The organism is Streptomyces sp. KL2, assembly GCF_046529545.1.
GTDB classification, from domain to species: domain Bacteria; phylum Actinomycetota; class Actinomycetes; order Streptomycetales; family Streptomycetaceae; genus Streptomyces; species Streptomyces radiopugnans.
In genome coordinates this window covers 3,886,564-3,905,178 of sequence record NZ_CP127170.1, presented here as the reverse complement: position 1 = coordinate 3,905,178, position 18,615 = coordinate 3,886,564, and the positions used below count along the sequence as shown (strand labels likewise).

Below are 18,615 nucleotides of genomic sequence, written 5' to 3'. Positions count from 1 at the left end.
CGGTCCCCCCGCGCGTGCCACCAGGCGCACGGGGGGACCGCCTCCCTGCGCCGGCGTCGCCCGTCACGCCGGCGGTGGGCCGCGGCGTGGGACCGTCACCTCCCGCGCGGCGGCACGCTGCTGTCTGTATGCCCGTCACAAGCGCACAATCCACCTCCGGGCGGGGATGGATTCGCCGACTCGCCTTCGTCCGGAGCGAGTTGGAAAGGGCGTGGTGGAGTGGGCGCTACGGGATGACGACGACCGGGCGCCGCGCGCGGCGGGCGAGACGGCCCGCGACCGAGCCGAAGAACCGGCCGACGAGGCCGTGCGTGGAGCCCACGACGATGGCGTCGGCCTCGTACTCGCAGCCGACCTCCTCCAGCTCGTGGCAGATGTCGCCGCCGCGCTCGACGAGGATCCAGGGGACCTCGGACAGATGGTCCGCGCAGGCGAGCTCCAGGCCCAGCACCTCGGTGCGGTGGTCGGGGACGTCGACGAAGACCGGCGGCTCGCAGCCCGCCCACACGGTCGTCGGAAGCCGGTTGGCGACGTGGACGATGATCAGCCCGGAGTCGGAGCGCTTCGCCATGCCGATGGCGTAGGCCAGGGCCCGCTCACTGGAGACCGAGCCGTCGAATCCCACCACGACCCCGTGCCGGAACGCCGGATCGCAGGAGTGGCGCGTCTCGTCCGCCGCCCGGGGCGTCGCCGCCGGATCGGCGAGCCGCTTGCGGTCCGCGGGGTCGGGGATCTCGTGTCCAGCCATCGGTTACGTCACGTGTGCCTAGGAATACGTCCTGGAAGCATGTTCCTCAGCCCATACCCCTGAGGGTACGACGGCACTCCCCCCTTGCCCAGAGGCTGCGGTCACTGCCGGTGCAGCATGCCGGAGCGGAAAGCGTTGCGCAATGCCGGGGCGGCCCCCGGCCCCCTCCTCCGCGCCTTCCCGGGACCGCCCGGGGCTTCCGGAGCACCCCCTTCCGGCGGGCCCGGCCGCACGGCCCCGCGCCGCCGCCCGCGGCGGCGCGGGGCGGCCCGCACCGGCTCCGCGCCGGGCCGGCACCGGGTCCGTCCCAGGTCCGCGCCGGGGTCGTCACGGCCGCACCGGCGCGGGGGCGCACAGAGGCGGATGGCACCGACGACAGTCCGCCCCCCGGTGCGCGGCGTACGCCCCCGGGGCTCCGGTTGCCGCTTTCTGAACCCCTGCGCTTTTCGGCCAACTTCCAGCCGTGGTACACAACTTGCCAGAGGCTGACCCCGCACCGCCCACCAGGGCGGGGAGAATCGAGGCGAACAAGTGCACCCCGCGGACAGACGGCCACGAAGCGAGGCGTTCTTCCCAGGGGCGCCGACGAGTGGAACGCTTCGTGATCGAACGCTTCACGCCAAGTTGTCATGTCGACATAGCGGTGAGTGGTGAACTTGTCCCGTCAGCCTCGACAGACACAGTAGATTCGATCTTGGCTAACCACGGCGGGGGAAACGTGCAGGACCGGAAGGACGCGACGACTGAGGGGGGCTTAGTTCCATGAGCCAGGAGCCAACGCACGGCCCTGGGACGACGCGCAAGCTGGCCGCGCGCCGCCGCCGCGAGATCGTCGCCGTACTGCTCTTCGGCGGCGGCCCGATCTTCGAGAGCTCCATCCCGCTGTCCGTCTTCGGCATCGACCGGCAGGACGCCGGCGTTCCCCGCTACCGCCTTCTGGTGTGCGCGGGCGAAGAGGGACCCCTGCGCACCACGGGAGGCCTGGAGTTGACCGCTCCGTACGGCCTGGAGGCGCTCTCCCGGGCGGGCACGATCGTCGTGCCCGCCTGGCGTTCCATCACCCAGCCACCGCCCCCGGCGGCCCTCGACGCCCTGCGGCGGGCGCACGAGGAGGGGGCGCGGATCATAGGCCTGTGCACGGGCGCGTTCGTGCTCGCCGCGGCCGGGCTGCTCGACGGCCGCCCCGCGACGACGCACTGGATGTACGCGCCGACGCTGGCCAAGCGCTACCCGGGGGTCCACGTCGACCCGCGCGAGCTGTTCGTGGACGACGGGGACATCCTCACCTCCGCCGGCACCGCGGCGGGCATCGACCTGTGCCTGCACGTGGTGCGCACCGACCACGGCGCCGAGGCGGCGGGAGCCCTGGCCCGCCGCCTCGTCGTACCGCCCCGGCGCGGCAACGGCGGTCAGGAGCGCTACCTGGACAGGTCTTTACCCGAGGAGATCGGCACCGACCCGCTCGCCGAGGTCGTGGCCTGGGCCCTGGAGCACCTCCACGAGCAGTTCGACGTGGAGACGCTGGCCGCGCGGGCCTACATGAGCCGGCGGACCTTCGACCGCCGGTTCCGCTCGCTGACCGGCAGCGCGCCGCTGCAGTGGCTGATCACCCAGCGGGTGCTCCAGGCGCAGCGGCTGCTGGAGACCTCCGACTACTCGGTCGACGAGGTCGCCGGGCGCTGCGGCTTCCGCTCGCCGGTCGCGCTGCGCGGCCACTTCCGGCGGCAGCTCGGCGCGTCCCCCGCGGCGTACCGGGCGGCCTACCGGGCGCGCACCGGCAGACCGGAGGGCGGCGGGGACGGGGAGCGCGCCTCCGAGGCGCGCGCCGACCACGCCGCGGCCGAGTCCACCGCGCACGGCACGGCCCACGCGGCGCGCGCGGAGAGGGGGGACCGAGGGGAGCGGGGGGAACGCGCCGACCGGACGGAGCGGAGCATACGGGGTGAGTACGGCAAACCGGAATCCGACACCTACACCCCCCGGCTGCCCTCACAGCGGGGCCGTATGCCCGGCCGGGCCCCGTAGGCTGGAGCGCATGAACGATCGCATGGTGTGGATCGACTGCGAGATGACCGGGCTCTCGCTGTCCGAAGACGCTCTCATCGAGGTGGCCGCGCTGGTCACCGACTCGGAGCTGAACGTGCTCGGTGACGGGGTGGACATCGTGATCCGTCCGCCCGCCGAGGCACTGGACACCATGCCCGACGTCGTCCGCGAGATGCACACCGCCTCCGGCCTGCTCGACGAGCTGGCCGGAGGCACCACGCTGGAGGACGCCGAACAGCGGGTCCTGGAGTACGTCAGGAAGCACGTCCCCGAGCCCGGCCGGGCCCCGCTGTGCGGGAACTCCGTCGGGACCGACCGCGGCTTCCTGATGCGCGACATGCCGACGCTGGAGGACTACCTCCACTACCGGATCGTCGACGTCTCCTCGATCAAGGAGCTGGCCCGGCGCTGGTATCCGAAGGCGTACTTCAACAGCCCGGAGAAGAGCGGCAACCACCGGGCGCTCGCGGACATCAGGGAGTCCATCGCGGAACTGCGCTACTACCGCGAGGCGGTCTTCGTCCCGGCGCCCGGTCCGGACTCGGAGACGGCGCGGAGGATCGCGGCCCGGCACGTGCTGCCCGCCGCGGGCTGAGGCGCCCGGCCCCCGCGGACCGTCCGCGGAGCGCCTGCGGAGCCCTCCGCGGGGCCACGCGGGACGAAGGTGCGCGGGCATGGTCCACGACCCTGTACACTCTTATCGGCCGGTGCGGAAAGCACCACGAGCACCGGTCATGGTGGGTATAGCTCAGCTGGTAGAGCACCTGGTTGTGGTCCAGGATGTCGCGGGTTCGAGTCCCGTTACTCACCCTGAACGATCAAGGCCCGTCCTGCGGAAGCAGGCCGGGCCTTCGTCGTCCGCCGAGTCACGGGAACACCGTGGGAACACGGCGGGGAACCACGCCCCGAAGGCCGTGGCGGGGGTCACAGCAGCTGCACCCCGCGCCGGGCGAGGTAGGCGACGGGGTCGACGTCCGAGCCGTAGCCGCGTTTGCTGCGCACCTCGAAGTGGAGGTGGGGGCCGGTGACCCGGCCGGTGGCCCCGGAGTTGCCCACCACGCTGCCCGCCTTCACCCGCTCCCCGCCGTTCACCGAGATCCGCGACAGATGGGCGTAGAGGGCGTAGTAGCCGTCGTCCATCCTGACCGTCACCGCCTTCCCGTAGGCGCCGGCCTCACCGGCGAAGACCACGGAGCCGGCGCCGACCGCGTAGACGGGAGTGCCGACGGGCATCGCGAAGTCGATGCCCGTGTGATGGCCCGCCTGCCAGTTGCCGGGGATCCCGTAGGCGGCCGAGACCCGGTAGTCCCCCACCACCGGCCGGGCCCAGCGCCCCAGGACCGCCTCCTGCCCGGCCGAGAAGGCCGCCGGGACGGCGTCGCCGCCGTCGGCCCCTCCGGTCCTTCCCGCCAGGAACGGGACGCTTCCGAGCGCCGCCAGCGCCGCACCGCGCAGCACCAGTCCGCGCCGGTCCGGCGTCCACTGCCGACGTCCACCCTGTGTAGCCATCGCTTCGACCTCCCATTCGGCGGTGCCATAGATGTGAGGACACGTCAGCCGGAGCCTTCTCGCATCTTCGCGGCCGCCTCCGGGGCCGCCGAACGGCGTAGCGCCGGCCGGGTCCGGGGGTGTGAACCCGCCTTCCGGGGGGCGCGGTTGCGGTTCCGGACGGTCCGTCGGGCGACAATCCCCTTACAGGTGAATGGACTAAACCACCCGGCAGGCACCCCCCGCGGTCCGCTGCGCCCGCCGGGGGCCGCCTGGCACACGGTCACCTTCCGGCCCCGCCGCGCCGGAATGCCGGGGGAGGGCGGAGGGAGAACGGAGAGAGGGCGGCGGAGGCGGACGCGGGGAGGCGTGACGGCCGGCACGGGCCGAACGGGCCTGCCCGGCGGGAGGTTTGCGGTCACGGCCGGGATCTCACCGGCCGTCCACCGGCCGCCGGACCGCCGACCGCCGACCGCGACGGCGGGCGGGCGGGCCGGGGAGGCGGACCCCGCGTCCCGCCTCCCCGGCCGGCGGACGGGCACGGACGGGGCCGCGGCCGTCCGGCGTACCGGCGCCGGGGGCGATCCCGGTACCGGTGCGGACGGCCGCGGCCGTCGGGTGCGGCCGGGCGGTGGAGAGGCGGGGGACGGACGGACCACCGCTCCGGCTCGTCACCGGCCGGCGGCACCGCTCGTGCCGGTGCCGCCGGTGGTGCGGATTGGAAGGCCCCCCGGTGCGGCCGCCGTCGACCAGACCGGACCGGGGGGCCGGCTTCACCTCTCTCGGGCGGCTACTCGTCGCCGAAGAGGTCCGCGTACGTGGCCAGGGCGAGAGCGGCGTCCGCCTGGGCCCAGAAGCGGTGGTAGTTGAACGTCGGCGCCTGGCCGCCGTTCAGGTAGCTCTCCACCTTGTTGAACTGCGGATCGTCCTGGTAGAAGGAGCGGATCGACAGGAAGGTGGAGTCGGAGCCGATCCTGTCGCCGTTGGGCATGGTGCCGGTCCAGCCCGAGGGGACGTACACCGGGTCGTCGAACCGCTCGAAGTCGGTCCGGGTCTCCTCGACGCTGATGCCCATGGCGTCCTGGTGGTGGTCCCACATGGCGTCCATCAGCGCCTTGGCGGTGGTCCTGGCCTCCTCGTCGCCGGACTTGGCGGCGTAGTACATCAGGGTCTTGGCCAGGGCCGCGGTGACACCGACGTCGGTGGTGTAGTCGCGGACCGTCACATGCAGGTCCGAGTTGTCACCGGGGTTGGACGGGTTCCAGGTGTCGGGCTTTCCGGACCACTGGAGCGTCGACGGGATCTGGTAGTTGCCGTCGGGGTTGACGGTCACCTCGGACAGGACCCAGTCCACCCACTTGTCCAGGACCTCCTTGGCCGTGGCGTTGCCGGTCTCGTGGTAGAGCTCGGCGACGCGCTCCATCGACCAGGCCTGCATGCCGAACCACTGGTTGGACGGCGGGTCGTGGTAGACGGGCTTCTCGTCGTAGAACATGCCGTAGAAGGTGGGGGTGCCGGCCGGCGGAGTGCCGTAGTCGCCCTCCCAGCTGTTGGTCGCACCGCCCGCGATGCCGCCCTCGGCGGACTGCAGCCAGCGGTAGAACTCGACCTGGCGCTGGAGGCTCTTCTCCCAGTCCGACACCGCGGTGGAGCCCTTGGGGCGCAGCTCCGGGACGGTGGTCAGGGCGTGGGCCGTCATCGGGTTCTGGTAGCCGAAGTGGTTGTGGCTGCTGCCGATCCGCCAGGCCCATCCGGCGTTGGTGTCGGTGGCGCCGCCCCAGGCGTAGTACCAGGACAGCAGGTAGTGCGCGCTGTCCTTGCCGGTGCCGGCGGGGCAGGACGCGGGACCGGTGCAGTTGCCGATCTTCTTGAAGTACTTGTCGAAGAAGGCGTAGCGCAGGTAGTCGCCCATCTTCGCGGCCTTGGACAGGGTCGCGGAGATCTCGGACTTCTTGCCCTGCTCCTCGGCCCACATCTCGGCCCAGTAGGCGGCCTGGATGGCGCGGGCGTCGGCGTCAGGGGCGTTGGTGAACTTCCACTGCTTGGCGTAGGAGCTGTCCTTCACGAACAGGTCCAGGTAGCCGTTCGGCCCGCCGAAGGTGAAGTCGTCGCAGGTGGGCTGCGGCACGGTCTCCCAGACCGACTCCTGGGAGCCGCGCTGGAAGGTGTTGATGTACGACGGGCCCTCGTGGTCCGGGCCGCCCTGGCAGACGCTGCCGGGTGCGTTGCCGTAGCCGTAGACGTTGTCCACGTCCTGCAGCCAGTGCATGCCGTAGATGTCGTTCGTGCCGTAGGCGCTGCGCAGCTCGGCCGCGATCGGGTCCCTGCCGACGGGGACGTTGCCGTCGATCACCGACGGGTAGTCCTGCGGGGTCGGGTGCTCGGCGGCGTAGGTGGCCGGCTTGGAGGGGTCGTAGAAGCTGTTGGTCGGCTGGTCGGCCTTCGTGGGGATCATGTAGTCCTCCATGATCTGCCACGACTCGTTGAACGGGCCCCAGTCCTCGGTGACCTTGCCGTACATGGCCTGCAGCCAGATGAGGTAGCTGTACGCCTCGGAGGTCGTCTCGTGACCGTGGTCGGGGGCCTCGACCATCAGCGTCTCGACGGAGTGGTAGGGGATGCCCTCCGGCGAGAAGTACCCGTTGGCCGGGTCGAAGATCTTGTTGTAGAGCTCCAGGAAGCGGTCCTCGTACTCGCCCGCGTCACCGGAGTTGGACAGCTGGGTGACCGTCACCTCGGCCGCGTCGTGGCCGGGGGCGCTGACGGTGAAGGTCGCCGCTCCGGAGCCGGTGTCGTCGGCCGCGATGGTCACGTTCTGGGGGGTGTCCCAGTTGGAGGGCGTGAAGGTGAGCGAGGCGCCGTCCGCCACGGACAGCCCGCTGTTGCCGCCGGTGCGCGCCACCGTCGCCGTCACGTTCGCGGACGGCCGCTTGGAGAGCTTCACGGCGAACCGGGCGGTCTCCCCCTGGCGCACGCCGAGCTGGGCCGGGGTGGCGACCACCGCGGGGCCGTCGGTCACCTCGACGCCGACGGGCGTGGACTCGGCCGACATCCCGTTGGAGTCGTGGGCGACGGCGTAGATCGAGTAGTTGCCGGCCGGGACGTCCTTCCAGTCGAAGGAGTAGGGGGCCGTGGTGTCTGCGCCCAGCAGCTCGGTGTCGCTGTAGAACTCGACCTTCTCGATGGTGGCCCCGGGCTCCGTCGCCCGCGCGTCGGCGGCCAGCGCGACGGTGGCGCCCGCGGAGAAGACCGCGCCCGCCCTGGGGCTGGTCAGAGTGGCGGTGGGGGCGGAGAGGTTGCCGCCGCAGCGGGTGCCGTTGACCGAGAAGGAGGTCGGGTCGGCGTTGGTGCCGCTGTAGCTGAAGTTGGCGCCGGCGGTGACGGCCGAGCCGGAGGCGATCCTCGTGTTGTAGGCCGGGTTCTTGACCGTGACGGTCCTGCCCGACTGCGACCACTGGCCGTTCCAGCCCTGCTGGAGCCTCTGGTTGCCGCTGTAGTCGTACGTCAGGGTCCAGTTCTCGATGGCCTCGGAGCCCCGGTTGGTGATGGTGACGTTCGCGGTGAAGCCGGAGCCCCAGTCGTTCTTCGTGTAGTCGACGCTGCACTGGATGGCCGCGGCCTGGGCCGTCCCGCTGAGCGCCGAGCTCATGCCCAGTGGCAGGGAGATCGCGGCGGTGGCCGCGACCAGCAGTTTCCTGGCCCTGCCTCTCGGGGGTCTCGGCGGCACCTCCGGTACCGGTAACACGCGCATGCGGGGTTCCCTCCTCGCGGCTCGGGGGGTGGGGAGAGCAGCGCCCGAAGGCGCACGGGCTGAGGAACTGAAACCAGTGGGAGCGCTCCCAAGAGTCAAGGTGGACATGACACCTGTCAAGAGTCTGAACGAGATGACCCTGTCGAAGAAATTCGATCCGCCAATTACTGAACGCACTCTGGCCACAACCGGAAGTTGGCGCTACGTTCTCCTTCAACCAGTGGGAGCGCTTCCACAGTCGTGCGCCAGGGACGGCGCGTTCGACCGACCAGGAGCCGCTTCATGTACCCCCCACCGCGCCCCCGGGCGCTGACCAGCACCGCGGCGCCCACCGCCGCCCTTCACCGCCGCGCCGGCCGGCCGGCCCTGCCCGGTCGCCCCCTCTCCTCCCCCGGCACCGATCCCGGAGCACGCTCCGGGAGGCCGTGCCCGGAGGCGGGTGCGGAGCGGGGCCCCGCTCCGCACCACGACGGCGGTCGTTCCCCACCGCGACGGAAGGCCCCTCTCCCGGGTCTCACACCCGTGACACGACCGCACCCCCCCGAACGCGGAGCTGGGCTCCGTCGTCATCCGGAGAAACACCGGAAGGAAGAGGAAGAGATCGCATGACAGGCACCGTTAAGCCGGCGCGCAGGCGCCGGACGGCGTTACTCGCCGCCAGCGCGCTGATGGTCGGCGCGCTCGGCGCGGGTGGCATGATGCAGGGCACCGCCGTGGCGGCGCCCGCCTGCACCGTGGACTACAAGGTCGTCAACGACTGGGGCAACGGCTTCACCGCCTCGGTCACCGTGACCAACAACGCCACCTCCACGCTGAGCAACTGGAAGGTGGAGTGGGACTACGCGGGCAACCAGAAGGCCGGCTCGGGCTGGAACGCCACCGTGGCCCAGAGCGGCGCGCACGTGACCGTCACCGCCCCCTCGTGGAACTCCAGCCTGTCCTCGGGCGGCTCCGCGAACTTCGGCTTCAACGGCACGTACTCCGGCTCGAACCCGGCGCCCAGCACGTTCAAGCTGAACGGCACCACCTGCAACGTGGACAGCGGCGACCCCGGTGACCCCGGCGACCCCGGTGACCCGGGCGACCCCGGCACTCCCGGCAACCGCGTCGACAACCCGTACGCGGGCGCCAAGCTGTACGTGAACCCCGACTGGTCCAGGCAGGCCCGCCAGAGCGGCGGCGCCGCGATCGCCAACCAGCCGACCGCCGTGTGGCTGGACCGCATCTCCGCCATCACCTCGGGCTCCGCCGGCGAGAACACCATGGGCCTGCGCGACCACCTCGACGCCGCCCTGGCGCAGGGCGCCACCGCGCTCCAGATGGTGACCTACAACCTGCCCGGCCGCGACTGCGCCGCCCTGGCCTCCCAGGGCGAACTCGGCCCGACCGAGATCGACAAGTACAAGCGGCAGTTCATCGACCCGATCGCGGCGATCCTGTCGGACCCGAAGTACGCGAACCTGCGCATCATCAACATCGTCGAGATCGACTCGCTGCCGAACCTGATCACCAACGTCGGCAGCCGCCCGACCGCCACCGCCAACTGCGACACGATGCTGGCGAACGGCAACTACGTCAAGGGCGTCGGCTACGCGCTGGCCAAGCTGGGCGCGATCCCGAACGTCTACAACTACATCGACATCGGCCACCACGGCTGGCTCGGCTGGGACGACAACTTCGCCCCCACCGCCAAGCTGCTCCACCAGGCCGCCACCTCCGAGGGCTCCACGGTCAACAACGTGGCCGGCTTCGCCGCCAACGTCGCCAACTACGGCGCCCTCAAGGAGCCGCACTTCACCATCAACGACTCGGTGAACGGCACCTCGGTCCGCCAGTCCAAGTGGGTCGACTGGAACCGCTACGTCGACGAGCAGTCCTACGCCCAGGCGTTCCGCGAGGAGGCGGTCAAGGCCGGCTTCCGCTCCGACGTCGGCGTGATCATCGACACCTCCCGCAACGGCTGGGGAGGCCCGAACCGGCCCAGCGCCCCCGCGGCCAAGACCAGCCTGGACGCCTTCGTCGACGGCAGCCGCATCGACCGCCGGATCCACACCGGCAACTGGTGCAACCAGGCCGGCGCCGGCCTCGGCGAGCGGCCGAAGGCCGCGCCCGCTCCGGGCATCGACGCCTACGCGTGGATCAAGCCCCCGGGGGAGTCCGACGGCGCCAGCGAGGACATCCCGAACGACGAGGGCAAGAAGGCCGACCAGATGTGCGACCCGAACTACGGGGGCAACGCCCGCAACGGCAACAGCAAGTCCGGTGCCCTGCCCAACGCCCCGGTCTCCGGCCACTGGTTCCAGGCCCAGTTCGAGGAGCTGCTGCGCAACGCCTACCCGCCGGTCAACTGATCACCTGCTGATCGCGCGACAGCGGTAGGACGGCTCGAAAAGGGGGCCGGTCGGTACGCCGGCCGGCCCCTTCGCCGTGTCCGCGGTGTCTCGGCGTCTCGGCGTCCGGCGTCCGCGGGACCGGCCGGGGCGTCTAGGAGGAGGCGCGGCGGACCAGTTCCGTGGGCAGCACCCGGCTGGAGCGGTCGGCCCGGCCCGCCTTGCGGCCCTCGATCTGCTCCAGCAGTACCCGGGCCATCGACCGGCCCATCTCCTCCAGCGGCTGCCGCACACTGGTCAGCGGCGGGTCCATGTGGCGGGCGACGGCCGAGTCGTCGAAGCCGACCAGGGCCACGTCCTCGGGCACCCGGCGGCCCGACTCGCGCAGCACGGCGCGGGCGCCCGCGGCCATCACGTCGGAGGCGCAGAAGACCGCGTCCAGATCGGGCCGCCGCGACAGCAGCTCCCCCATGGCACGGCGGCCGCCCTCCTCGGTGAAGTCCCCGTCGGCGACCAGCCGCCCGTCCTCCTCCAGACCCGCGGCGCGCAGCGCGTCGCGGTATCCGTGGAGGCGGCACTGGGCCACGTACATGTCCAGCGGCCCGGTGACGGTGGCCACCGCGCGCCGGCCGCGGCCGATCAGGTGCTCCACCGCGGCCTGGGCGCCGCCTGTGTTGTCGCAGTCCACGTACGGCACCGACTCGTCGCCGCTGCGGCGGCCGCTGAGGACCGCGGGCATCTCGATGCGTTCCAGCAGGTCGGGCAGGGGGTCGTCGGCGTGCACGGACACCAGGAGCACACCGTCCACCCGGTGGGCGGTGACGTACTGGGCGAAGCGGTCGCGTTCCTTGGGGGTGCGGATCAGGGTCAGCAGCAGCTGCATGTCGGTGTCGGCGAGCTCGGTGCTGACGCCGCGGATGATGCCGGAGAAGTACGGCTCGGCGAAAAGCCTGGTCTCGGCCTCGGGGATGACCAGCGCGATCGCGTCGGTACTGCCCGCGGCCAGTGCCCGGGCGGCCCGGTTGGGCACGTAGCCCAGTTCGGCGATCGCCTGCTGGACGGCACTGCGGGTCTGGTCGCTGACGTTGGCGGCGCCGTTGATCACCCGGGAGACGGTGCCGCGGCCCACCCCCGCGTAGGCGGCGACCTGCTCCAGAGTGGGCCGCTGGCCCCGCCTTCCGCTCACTGTCATGACCGCCTCCCCAGGGTGTACGGGCTCGACCGCAAGGGCCGGTCGGCCCTTGCACCAGTATCGATCAGCCACCGAAGCTAACAGCCGGATAACTGCGCCGGGTCAGTGTGTCCATTCCCTTGACACCCGCGCCAGGGACCCGCGACTCTTCAACTCATCACGTCTGGGAGCGCTCCCAAAGGACTTGACCCATACAGAAGCCACACGTTCCCACCCGAGCCGCAGCACCATCCGTCACCGCGGTCCCCCACACCCTTCCACGGCCGGGAGTGAAACGTCAGGGCGCTAGGAGGACGCAGTGCGCAAGACCCGCACCACCCGCCGGGCCGTGGCCGTCATGGCCGCCGCGGCCATCGGCGCCGGCCTGCTCGCCGGATGCGCGAGCGACGAGGACTCGGGCGACAAGGCCGGGGGAACCGACAGCGAGGGCAAGACCGTCATCACCGTCGGCCTCTTCGGGACCTTCGGCTTCAAGGAGGCCGGGCTCTACGAGGAGTACGAGAAGCTCAACCCGAAGGTCAAGATCGAGCAGACCGTCGTCGAGCGGAACGAGAACTACTACCCGCAGCTGCTCACCCGCCTCGCCAGCAACAGCGGCCTCGCAGACATCCAGGGCATCGAGGTGGCGAACATCGCCGAGGTCGTCCAGACCCAGGCGGACAAGTTCGTCGACCTGTCCGAGGCCGGCGGGGTCTCCAAGGACGACTACTTCGACTGGAAGTGGAACCAGGCCACCACCGCCGACGGCAAGACCATCGGCCTGGGCACCGACATCGGCCCGATGGCCATCTGCTACCGCAAGGACCACTTCGAGGCCGCCGGCCTGCCCACCGAGCGCGACGAGGTCGGGAAGCTGTGGGAGGGCGACTGGCAGAAGTACCTCGACACCGGCAAGAAGTTCATGGGCGACGCCCCCAAGGGCGTCAAGTGGGTCGACTCCGCCAGCGGCCTGTACAACGCGGCCATCTCCTCCAGCGCCACCCGCTACTACGACGAGCAGGGCGAGGTCGTCTACAAGACCAACCCCGACGTCAAGGAGGCCTGGGACGTCGCCGCGGAGGCCGCCTCCGAGGACATGACCGACAAGCACGAGCTGTTCACGGACTCGTGGAACAAGGCCATGAACAACGGCACCTTCGCCACGCTCTCCTGCCCCGCCTGGATGCTCGGCTACATCCAGGACAAGGGCGGCGAGAAGGCCAAGGGCAAGTGGGACGTCGCTCCCGCGCCCAAGGCCGGCAACTGGGGCGGCTCCTTCCTCGGTGTGCCCGAGAGCAGCAAGAACAAGGAGGAGGCGATCAAGCTCGCCGCCTGGCTGACCGCCCCCACCCAGCAGGCCAAGCTCTTCGCCGAGCGCGGCAGCTTCCCCAGCGCCCCGAAGTCGTACGAGACCCCCGAGGTCTCCGAGGCCACGCACGAGTACTTCTCGGACGCTCCCATCGGTGAGATCTTCTCCAAGGCGGCCGAGGGCATCCCGACCCAGGTGATCGGCCCGAAGGACCAGGTCATCCAGGAGAACATCACCCGCAGCGGCCTCCTCCAGATGGAGCGCAGCGGTCTGTCCTCCGGCAAGGCCTGGGGAGAGGCCACCAAGGCAGTCGACAACGCCCTGGACGAGTGATCGACAAGTGACCACTACCGGTTCGCCGGTGTCCGCGCCCCCCGTCAAGCAGGGGGGCGCGGCCCCGCGCCACAAACACGTTCCCTCCTCCCGCGAGGACCGGCGGCGGGCACGCCGCAGCCGCTGGTACCAGCGGGACGTGAAGTGGAGTCCGTACGGCTTCATCGCCCCGTTCTTCCTGTTCTTCGGGGCCTTCAGCCTCTTCCCGCTGCTCTACACGGGCTGGGCGTCACTGCACAAGGTGTCGCTGACGGCCCCCACCGACATGGAGTGGGCCGGGCTGCACAACTTCACCCGGCTGCTGGAGGACGAGTTCTTCTGGAACGCCCTGCGCAACACCTTCAGCATCGGGATCATCTCCACCGTGCCCCAGCTGCTGATCGCGCTCGGGCTGGCCCACCTGCTGAACTACAAGCTGCGCGGCGCCACGTTCTACCGCGTTGCCATGCTCGCCCCCTACGCCACCTCGGTGGCCGCGGCGACCCTCGTCTTCGTCGTGCTCTTCGGCCGCGACTACGGCATGATCAACTGGTTCCTGGGATTCGTCGGCATCGACCCCGTCAACTGGCACGAGGGCATGACCTCCCACCTCGCGATCTCCGCGATCGTGATCTGGCGCTGGACCGGCTACAACACCCTCATCTACCTCGCCGCCATGCAGGCGGTGCCCAAGGACCTGTACGAGTCGGCGGCGCTGGACGGCGCCTCGCGCTGGCAGCAGTTCGTCCACGTCACCATCCCCGCGCTGCGGCCGACGATCCTGTTCACGGTCGTCGTCTCGACGATCGGCGCGACACAGCTGTTCGGCGAGCCCCTGCTGTTCAACCCCGGCGGCGGCGCGAACGGCGGTCCGGCCCACCAGTACCAGACCCTGGGCCTGTACCTGTACGAGCAGGGCTGGGTCAACCTGCACCTGGGCCGGGCCTCGGCCATCGCCTGGATGATGTTCCTGATCCTGGTGCTGATCGCGCTGGTCAACTGGCTGATCTCGCGCGGCATGCAGAAGCGGGAGCTGGGCCGCAAGACCGCGAGGAGGCGCTCATGAGCGTGCTGGACTCCGACCGCGCGACGTCCCCGCGGACGGCGCCCGAGCCCGGCGGGACGGGCCACCGCACCGGCCGCGGCCGCACGCGGGGGCGGGCCGGCGGCGCCGGCGGCACGCTGCACGGCGGCAAACTGACGTACGCGGTGCTGATCCTCGTCACCGTGATCGCGCTCTTCCCGCTGTTCTGGACCGCCGTCGCGGCCTCCCGCAACAACACCCGGCTCGCGGAGATGCCGCCGCCCTTCTGGTTCGGCGGCAACCTCTTCAAGAACCTGGGCATCGCCTGGACCGACGCCAACATGGGCCTGGCGCTGCTCAACACCACCATCGTCGCCGGGTCCATCGCGATCGGCACCGTGCTGTTCGGGACGATCGCCGGATTCGCGTTCGCCAAACTGCGGTTCCGCTTCCGGAACCTGCTGCTGATGCTGACGATCGGCACCATGATGGTGCCGCCGCAGCTCAGCGTGGTACCGCTGTTCATGGCGATCGCGGAGCTGGAGTGGACCAACCAGCTCCAGGCCGTCATCCTGCCGACCTTCGTCAGCGCCTTCGGCGTGTTCTTCATGCGGCAGTACCTGCTGGAGGCTCTGCCGACCGAGCTGATCGAGGCCGCGCGGGTGGACGGCGCCAGCAGTCTGCGCATCGTGTGGCACGTGGTCTTCCCCGCCGCCCGGCCCGCGATGGCGGTGCTCGGCATGCTGACCTTCGTGATGGCCTGGAACGACTTCTTCTGGCCGATCATCGCGCTGACCCAGCAGAACCCGACCGTCCAGGTCGCCCTGACCGGTCTGGGTCGCGGCTACATACCCGACCAGTCGGTGATCATGGCCGGCGCGCTGCTGGGGACCCTGCCACTGCTGCTGATCCTGACCGTCTTCGGCAAGCAGATCGTCGGCGGCATCATGCAGGGGGCGGTCAAGGGCTGACCGGCAGCCCGTTCCCCGTCTCTCAGCCCCCCACGTCATCCCCCTTCCGTACAACCTTTGATGGGAGCGCTCCCATATGAGCCAATCCTCCTTCCCCGCCAACTTCCTGTTCGGCTCGGCCACCTCCGCCTACCAGATCGAGGGCGCGGCCGACGAGGACGGCCGCACACCGTCCATCTGGGACACCTTCTGCCGCACCCCCGGCAAGGTGCTCGGGGGCGACACCGGTGACGTCGCCGTGGACCACTACCACCGCTGGCGCGACGACGTGCAGCTCATGGCGGACCTCAACCTCAACGCCTACCGCTTCTCCATCTCCTGGTCCCGCGTCCAGCCCACCGGCCGCGGTCCCGCCGTCCAGCGCGGCCTGGACTTCTACCGCTCGCTGGTCGACGAGCTGCTGGCCAAGGGCATCACCCCCTGGATCACGCTGTACCACTGGGACCTGCCGCAGGAGCTGGAGGACGCGGGCGGCTGGCCGGAGCGCGCCACCGCCGAGCGGTTCGCGGAGTACGCCTCCCTGGTCGCCGGCGCGCTCGGCGACCGCGTGGAGCGCTGGACCACCCTCAACGAGCCCTGGTGCTCGGCCTACCTCGGCTACGGCTCGGGCGTCCACGCCCCCGGCCGCACCGACCACGCCGACGTGCTGCGCGCCGCCCACCACCTCAACCTCGCCCACGGACTGGGCACCCAGGCCCTGCGCGCCGCCCTCCCCGGCCGCGCGCAGATCGGCGTCAGCATCAACCCGGCCGCCGTCCGGGCCCTCACCGACGACCCCGACGACCTGGACGCCAGGCGGCGCATCGACGCCCTGGCCAACCGGATCTTCGACGGCCCGATGCTGCGGGGGGTGTACGACGAGGACCTGATCCAGGACACCTCGCGCCTGACGGACTGGAGCTTCGTCAAGGACGGCGACCTGGCGGACATCCACCAGCCGCTGGACGCGCTGGGCATCAACTACTACACCCCCACCCTGGTCTCGGCCTCCGCCGACCGGAAGCTGCCGCGCCGGGACGGGCACGGCGGCGGCGAGCAGTCCCCCTGGCCGGCCGCGGAGGACATCGCCTTCCACCAGACCCCGGGCGAGACCACCGACATGGGCTGGACGATCGACCCGACCGGTCTGCACGACCTGCTCATGCACTACCACCGCGAGACCGGCGGCATCCCGCTCTACATCACCGAGAACGGCATGGCCTGCGACGACAAGCCGTCCCCCGACGGCACCGTCCACGACCCCGACCGCATCGCCTACCTCCACAGCCACCTGGGCACCGTCCAGCGGGCGATCGCCGACGGCGCCGACGTGCGCGGCTACTTCCTGTGGTCCCTGCTGGACAACTTCGAGTGGGCGTACGGCTACAGCAAGCGGTTCGGCACGGTGTACGTGGACTTCGAGTCCCTGGCCCGCATCCCCAAGTCCAGCGCCCGGTGGTACGCCGAGGTCGCCCGGACCGGCGAGCTGCCCGCACTCCGGACGCCGGACGCCTTGGAGGAGCCGGTGGGAGACCCGGTGGCCGACTGAGGTCCCCGGCGGCCGGGCGGTCTGACCGGAGGGCCTGACCGGGGCAGACCGGCCCGGGGGAATTGGGCGGGGCGCAGCGGGTGTGGGGGTGGAGACCGCTGCGCCCCGCCTGTCGTGGGGGGTGGCTGGTTCGTGCGGGCCGGGGCCCCTGCCGGTGAAAGCCGGTGAAGGCCGGTGGGGACCGGGCCGGGAGTCAGCGGGGAGACGGCGCGGCGCCCTGCCGCGCTCCGTCCGCCGCGGCGGACGGGTGCGCGGTCGCCGCGGCGGACGGTGTGGGACCCGGCTCCGCCGTCGCCGTACCGGCCAGGACCAGCCCGCCGGCCGCCACGATCGCCGCCACGGCCGCGTCGGCGATCGGCTGCCGCCGCCCGCCCGGGCGGCGCCACTGTGCGGCGATACTCCTCATTGCGCTCCTGCCTCGATCCGTGGGGAACGTGGACAGGGAGCACGCTAGCGAGAGCGATTCCGGCGAACCGCCCGTTCCGGACAAGTGTCCGGGAACTTATGGCTCCCTTAAGGCCGGTCTACGGAACGGCTGAGGAACCGCCACCTTCGGCGCACGCCCCGTCGCACTCCGTGTCCGCGCCGGCGGCTCGCTCCGTGGGCGTGCCCTCCGTCCGAGGACAGCAGGAGCCGCACCTCCGTCCCGCCGAGCACCGAGCGTCCGATCCGCACGTCGCCGCCGGTGGACTCCGCCACCCGCCGCACGATGTCCAGGCCCAGGCCCGTCGAACCGGGACCGCCGTCGCCGTGGCCGCGCCGCAGCGCCGCGTCCGGGTCGTCGATGCCGGGCCCCGCGTCGGAGACCAGCACGATCACCGAGTCGCCGGCGGCCGCACGGTGGACGTCCACGGCGAAGGCGGTGCCCTCCGGGGTGTGGCGGAAGACGTTGCCGAGCAGCGCGTCGAGGGCGGCTGCGAGGTCGGCGCGGGCCACGGGGACGCGCACCGGCTCCCCGACCCCGGCCAGCTCCGCCTCGCGGCCCTCGTCCTCGGCCAGCGCGGACCAGAAGTCCATCCGCTCCCGGATCACCTCGGAGGCGTCGCAGAAGGCGCCGCCGCCCGGCGCGTCCGCCGGCTGGGACCGCTGCTCGCGCGCGGTGCGGATGATGTGGTCCACCTCCCGCTCCAACTGCGCGACGGCCGCGCGCGTCTGCTCGGCGGCGTCGCCGTCGCCGAGCGAGGCGGTGTTGAGACGGAGCACGGTCAGGGGGGTGCGCAGCCGGTGGGAGAGGTCGGCGGCCAGCTCCCTCTCGTTGGCGAGCAACTGGGCGACCTGGTCCGCCATGGAGTTGAACGCGGCCGCGGCCAGGCGCAGTTCGGCGGGTCCCTCCACCGGGACCCGCACCGCCAGCCGCCCCGTGCCCAGCTCCCTGGCGGCCCCGGCCAGCCGCTCGGCGGCGCCCACCATGCGGGTGCCGAGCCGGTCGGCGATGACGACGGACGCGACGACGAGCGCGAGGCCGGTACCGGCCAGGACGAGCCAGGCGGTGGCGACACCGCCCGTGACCTCGTCCTCGGGCACGAACACCTCGACGACGGCCGACCGTTCGGTGACGACCGGCTGGAGCAGCGCGAAGCCGCCCTCGACGGGCACGACGGTGGCCCCCTCCAGGGGGGCGATGGACCGCAACCTCCCCTCGTCCACCCGGCGTTCACCGATCTCGGCGCTCCCGTCCTCCCGGCCCGGGGGCGCGTACACGGCGATCCGCCCGGCGGCCTGCGCCGGCATGCTGGCCAGCCCGCGCTGGAGCGGGCCCCGGTCGCCCCCGGTGGCGGCGAGCAGATGGGTGACGGAGGCGGCCAGCCGCTCGGCGCCCGTGAAGGCCCGGTCGCGGGCCATCTCCTTGACCACCAGGGCCAGAGGCACGGCGAAGGCCACCACGACCATCGCGGTCACGGCGATGCACACCTTGACCAGCGCCCGTCTCATGGGCC

At 71.5% G+C, this 18,615-nt stretch carries 13 protein-coding genes and 1 tRNA gene; 8 read left to right on the top strand and 6 right to left on the bottom strand.

All coding sequences use genetic code 11. From position 1 onward, the window contains the following. Nucleotides 1–226: 226 nt before the first annotated feature. Entirely contained in the window at nucleotides 227–748 is a 522-nt protein-coding gene (locus tag QPK52_RS17635; RefSeq protein ID WP_093654243.1) for a universal stress protein, read from the bottom strand. Between the two features lie 762 nt (nucleotides 749–1,510). Here QPK52_RS17635 and QPK52_RS17630 point away from each other — a divergent pair. The 3 genes from QPK52_RS17630 to QPK52_RS17620 all read left to right on the top strand — a co-directional run bounded on the left by QPK52_RS17630 (nucleotide 1,511) and on the right by QPK52_RS17620 (nucleotide 3,604). Next, nucleotides 1,511–2,773, top strand: coding sequence for a helix-turn-helix domain-containing protein (locus tag QPK52_RS17630; protein WP_410538442.1), 1,263 nt, complete (start codon nucleotides 1,511–1,513; stop codon nucleotides 2,771–2,773). A 10-nt stretch (nucleotides 2,774–2,783) separates the two neighbouring features. Further along, nucleotides 2,784–3,389: an oligoribonuclease gene (gene orn / locus QPK52_RS17625; protein ID WP_093654239.1), complete on the top strand. Its 606-nt coding sequence runs from the start codon at nucleotides 2,784–2,786 to the stop codon at nucleotides 3,387–3,389. A gap of 142 nt (nucleotides 3,390–3,531) precedes the next feature. After that, nucleotides 3,532–3,604 (top strand) — tRNA-His (locus tag QPK52_RS17620). A 114-nt stretch (nucleotides 3,605–3,718) separates the two neighbouring features. On the opposite strand, the gene QPK52_RS17615 is transcribed toward QPK52_RS17620, so the two are convergent. Both QPK52_RS17615 and QPK52_RS17610 read right to left on the bottom strand, forming a co-directional pair. Further along, a complete protein-coding gene (locus QPK52_RS17615; RefSeq protein WP_410538441.1) occupies nucleotides 3,719–4,303 on the bottom strand; it encodes a M23 family metallopeptidase in 585 nt (194 codons plus the stop codon). Nucleotides 4,304–5,072: 769 nt separating this feature from the next. Next, nucleotides 5,073–8,033, bottom strand: a complete 2,961-nt coding sequence (locus QPK52_RS17610) for a glycoside hydrolase family 48 protein (protein ID WP_410538440.1) — start codon at nucleotides 8,031–8,033, stop codon at nucleotides 5,073–5,075. A 605-nt stretch (nucleotides 8,034–8,638) separates the two neighbouring features. On the opposite strand from QPK52_RS17610, the gene QPK52_RS17605 reads away from it, so the two are divergent. Beyond that, nucleotides 8,639–10,384, top strand: coding sequence for a glycoside hydrolase family 6 protein (locus tag QPK52_RS17605; RefSeq protein WP_410538439.1), 1,746 nt, complete (start codon nucleotides 8,639–8,641; stop codon nucleotides 10,382–10,384). Between the two features lie 133 nt (nucleotides 10,385–10,517). On the opposite strand, the gene QPK52_RS17600 is transcribed toward QPK52_RS17605, so the two are convergent. Next, complete coding sequence (locus QPK52_RS17600; protein WP_410538438.1) at nucleotides 10,518–11,555, bottom strand: LacI family DNA-binding transcriptional regulator; 1,038 nt, start codon at nucleotides 11,553–11,555, stop codon at nucleotides 10,518–10,520. Nucleotides 11,556–11,892: 337 nt separating this feature from the next. Between QPK52_RS17600 and QPK52_RS17595 the strand changes: the two genes are divergently transcribed. From QPK52_RS17595 to QPK52_RS17580, 4 genes are all read left to right on the top strand, one after another. Further along, complete coding sequence (locus QPK52_RS17595; RefSeq protein ID WP_410540370.1) at nucleotides 11,893–13,176, top strand: ABC transporter substrate-binding protein; 1,284 nt, start codon at nucleotides 11,893–11,895, stop codon at nucleotides 13,174–13,176. 28 nt (nucleotides 13,177–13,204) lie between these two features. Next, nucleotides 13,205–14,221: a carbohydrate ABC transporter permease gene (locus QPK52_RS17590; RefSeq protein ID WP_410538437.1), complete on the top strand. Its 1,017-nt coding sequence runs from the start codon at nucleotides 13,205–13,207 to the stop codon at nucleotides 14,219–14,221. Further along, nucleotides 14,218–15,150, top strand: coding sequence for a carbohydrate ABC transporter permease (locus QPK52_RS17585; protein WP_410538436.1), 933 nt, complete (start codon nucleotides 14,218–14,220; stop codon nucleotides 15,148–15,150). Before QPK52_RS17590 ends, QPK52_RS17585 begins: the two co-directional genes overlap by 4 nt. A 76-nt stretch (nucleotides 15,151–15,226) precedes the next feature. Next, nucleotides 15,227–16,678, top strand: coding sequence for a GH1 family beta-glucosidase (locus QPK52_RS17580; protein WP_410538435.1), 1,452 nt, complete (start codon nucleotides 15,227–15,229; stop codon nucleotides 16,676–16,678). 193 nt (nucleotides 16,679–16,871) lie between these two features. On the opposite strand, the gene QPK52_RS17575 is transcribed toward QPK52_RS17580, so the two are convergent. Together QPK52_RS17575 and QPK52_RS17570 are read right to left on the bottom strand one after the other, a co-directional pair. Beyond that, nucleotides 16,872–17,084, bottom strand: coding sequence for a hypothetical protein (locus QPK52_RS17575; RefSeq protein ID WP_410538434.1), 213 nt, complete (start codon nucleotides 17,082–17,084; stop codon nucleotides 16,872–16,874). A gap of 107 nt (nucleotides 17,085–17,191) precedes the next feature. Then, the gene (locus QPK52_RS17570; RefSeq protein WP_410538433.1) at nucleotides 17,192–18,610 is read right to left on the bottom strand and encodes an ATP-binding protein; all 1,419 of its coding nucleotides are present in this window, start codon (nucleotides 18,608–18,610) and stop codon (nucleotides 17,192–17,194) included. Between the last annotated feature and the right edge of the window lie 5 nt (nucleotides 18,611–18,615).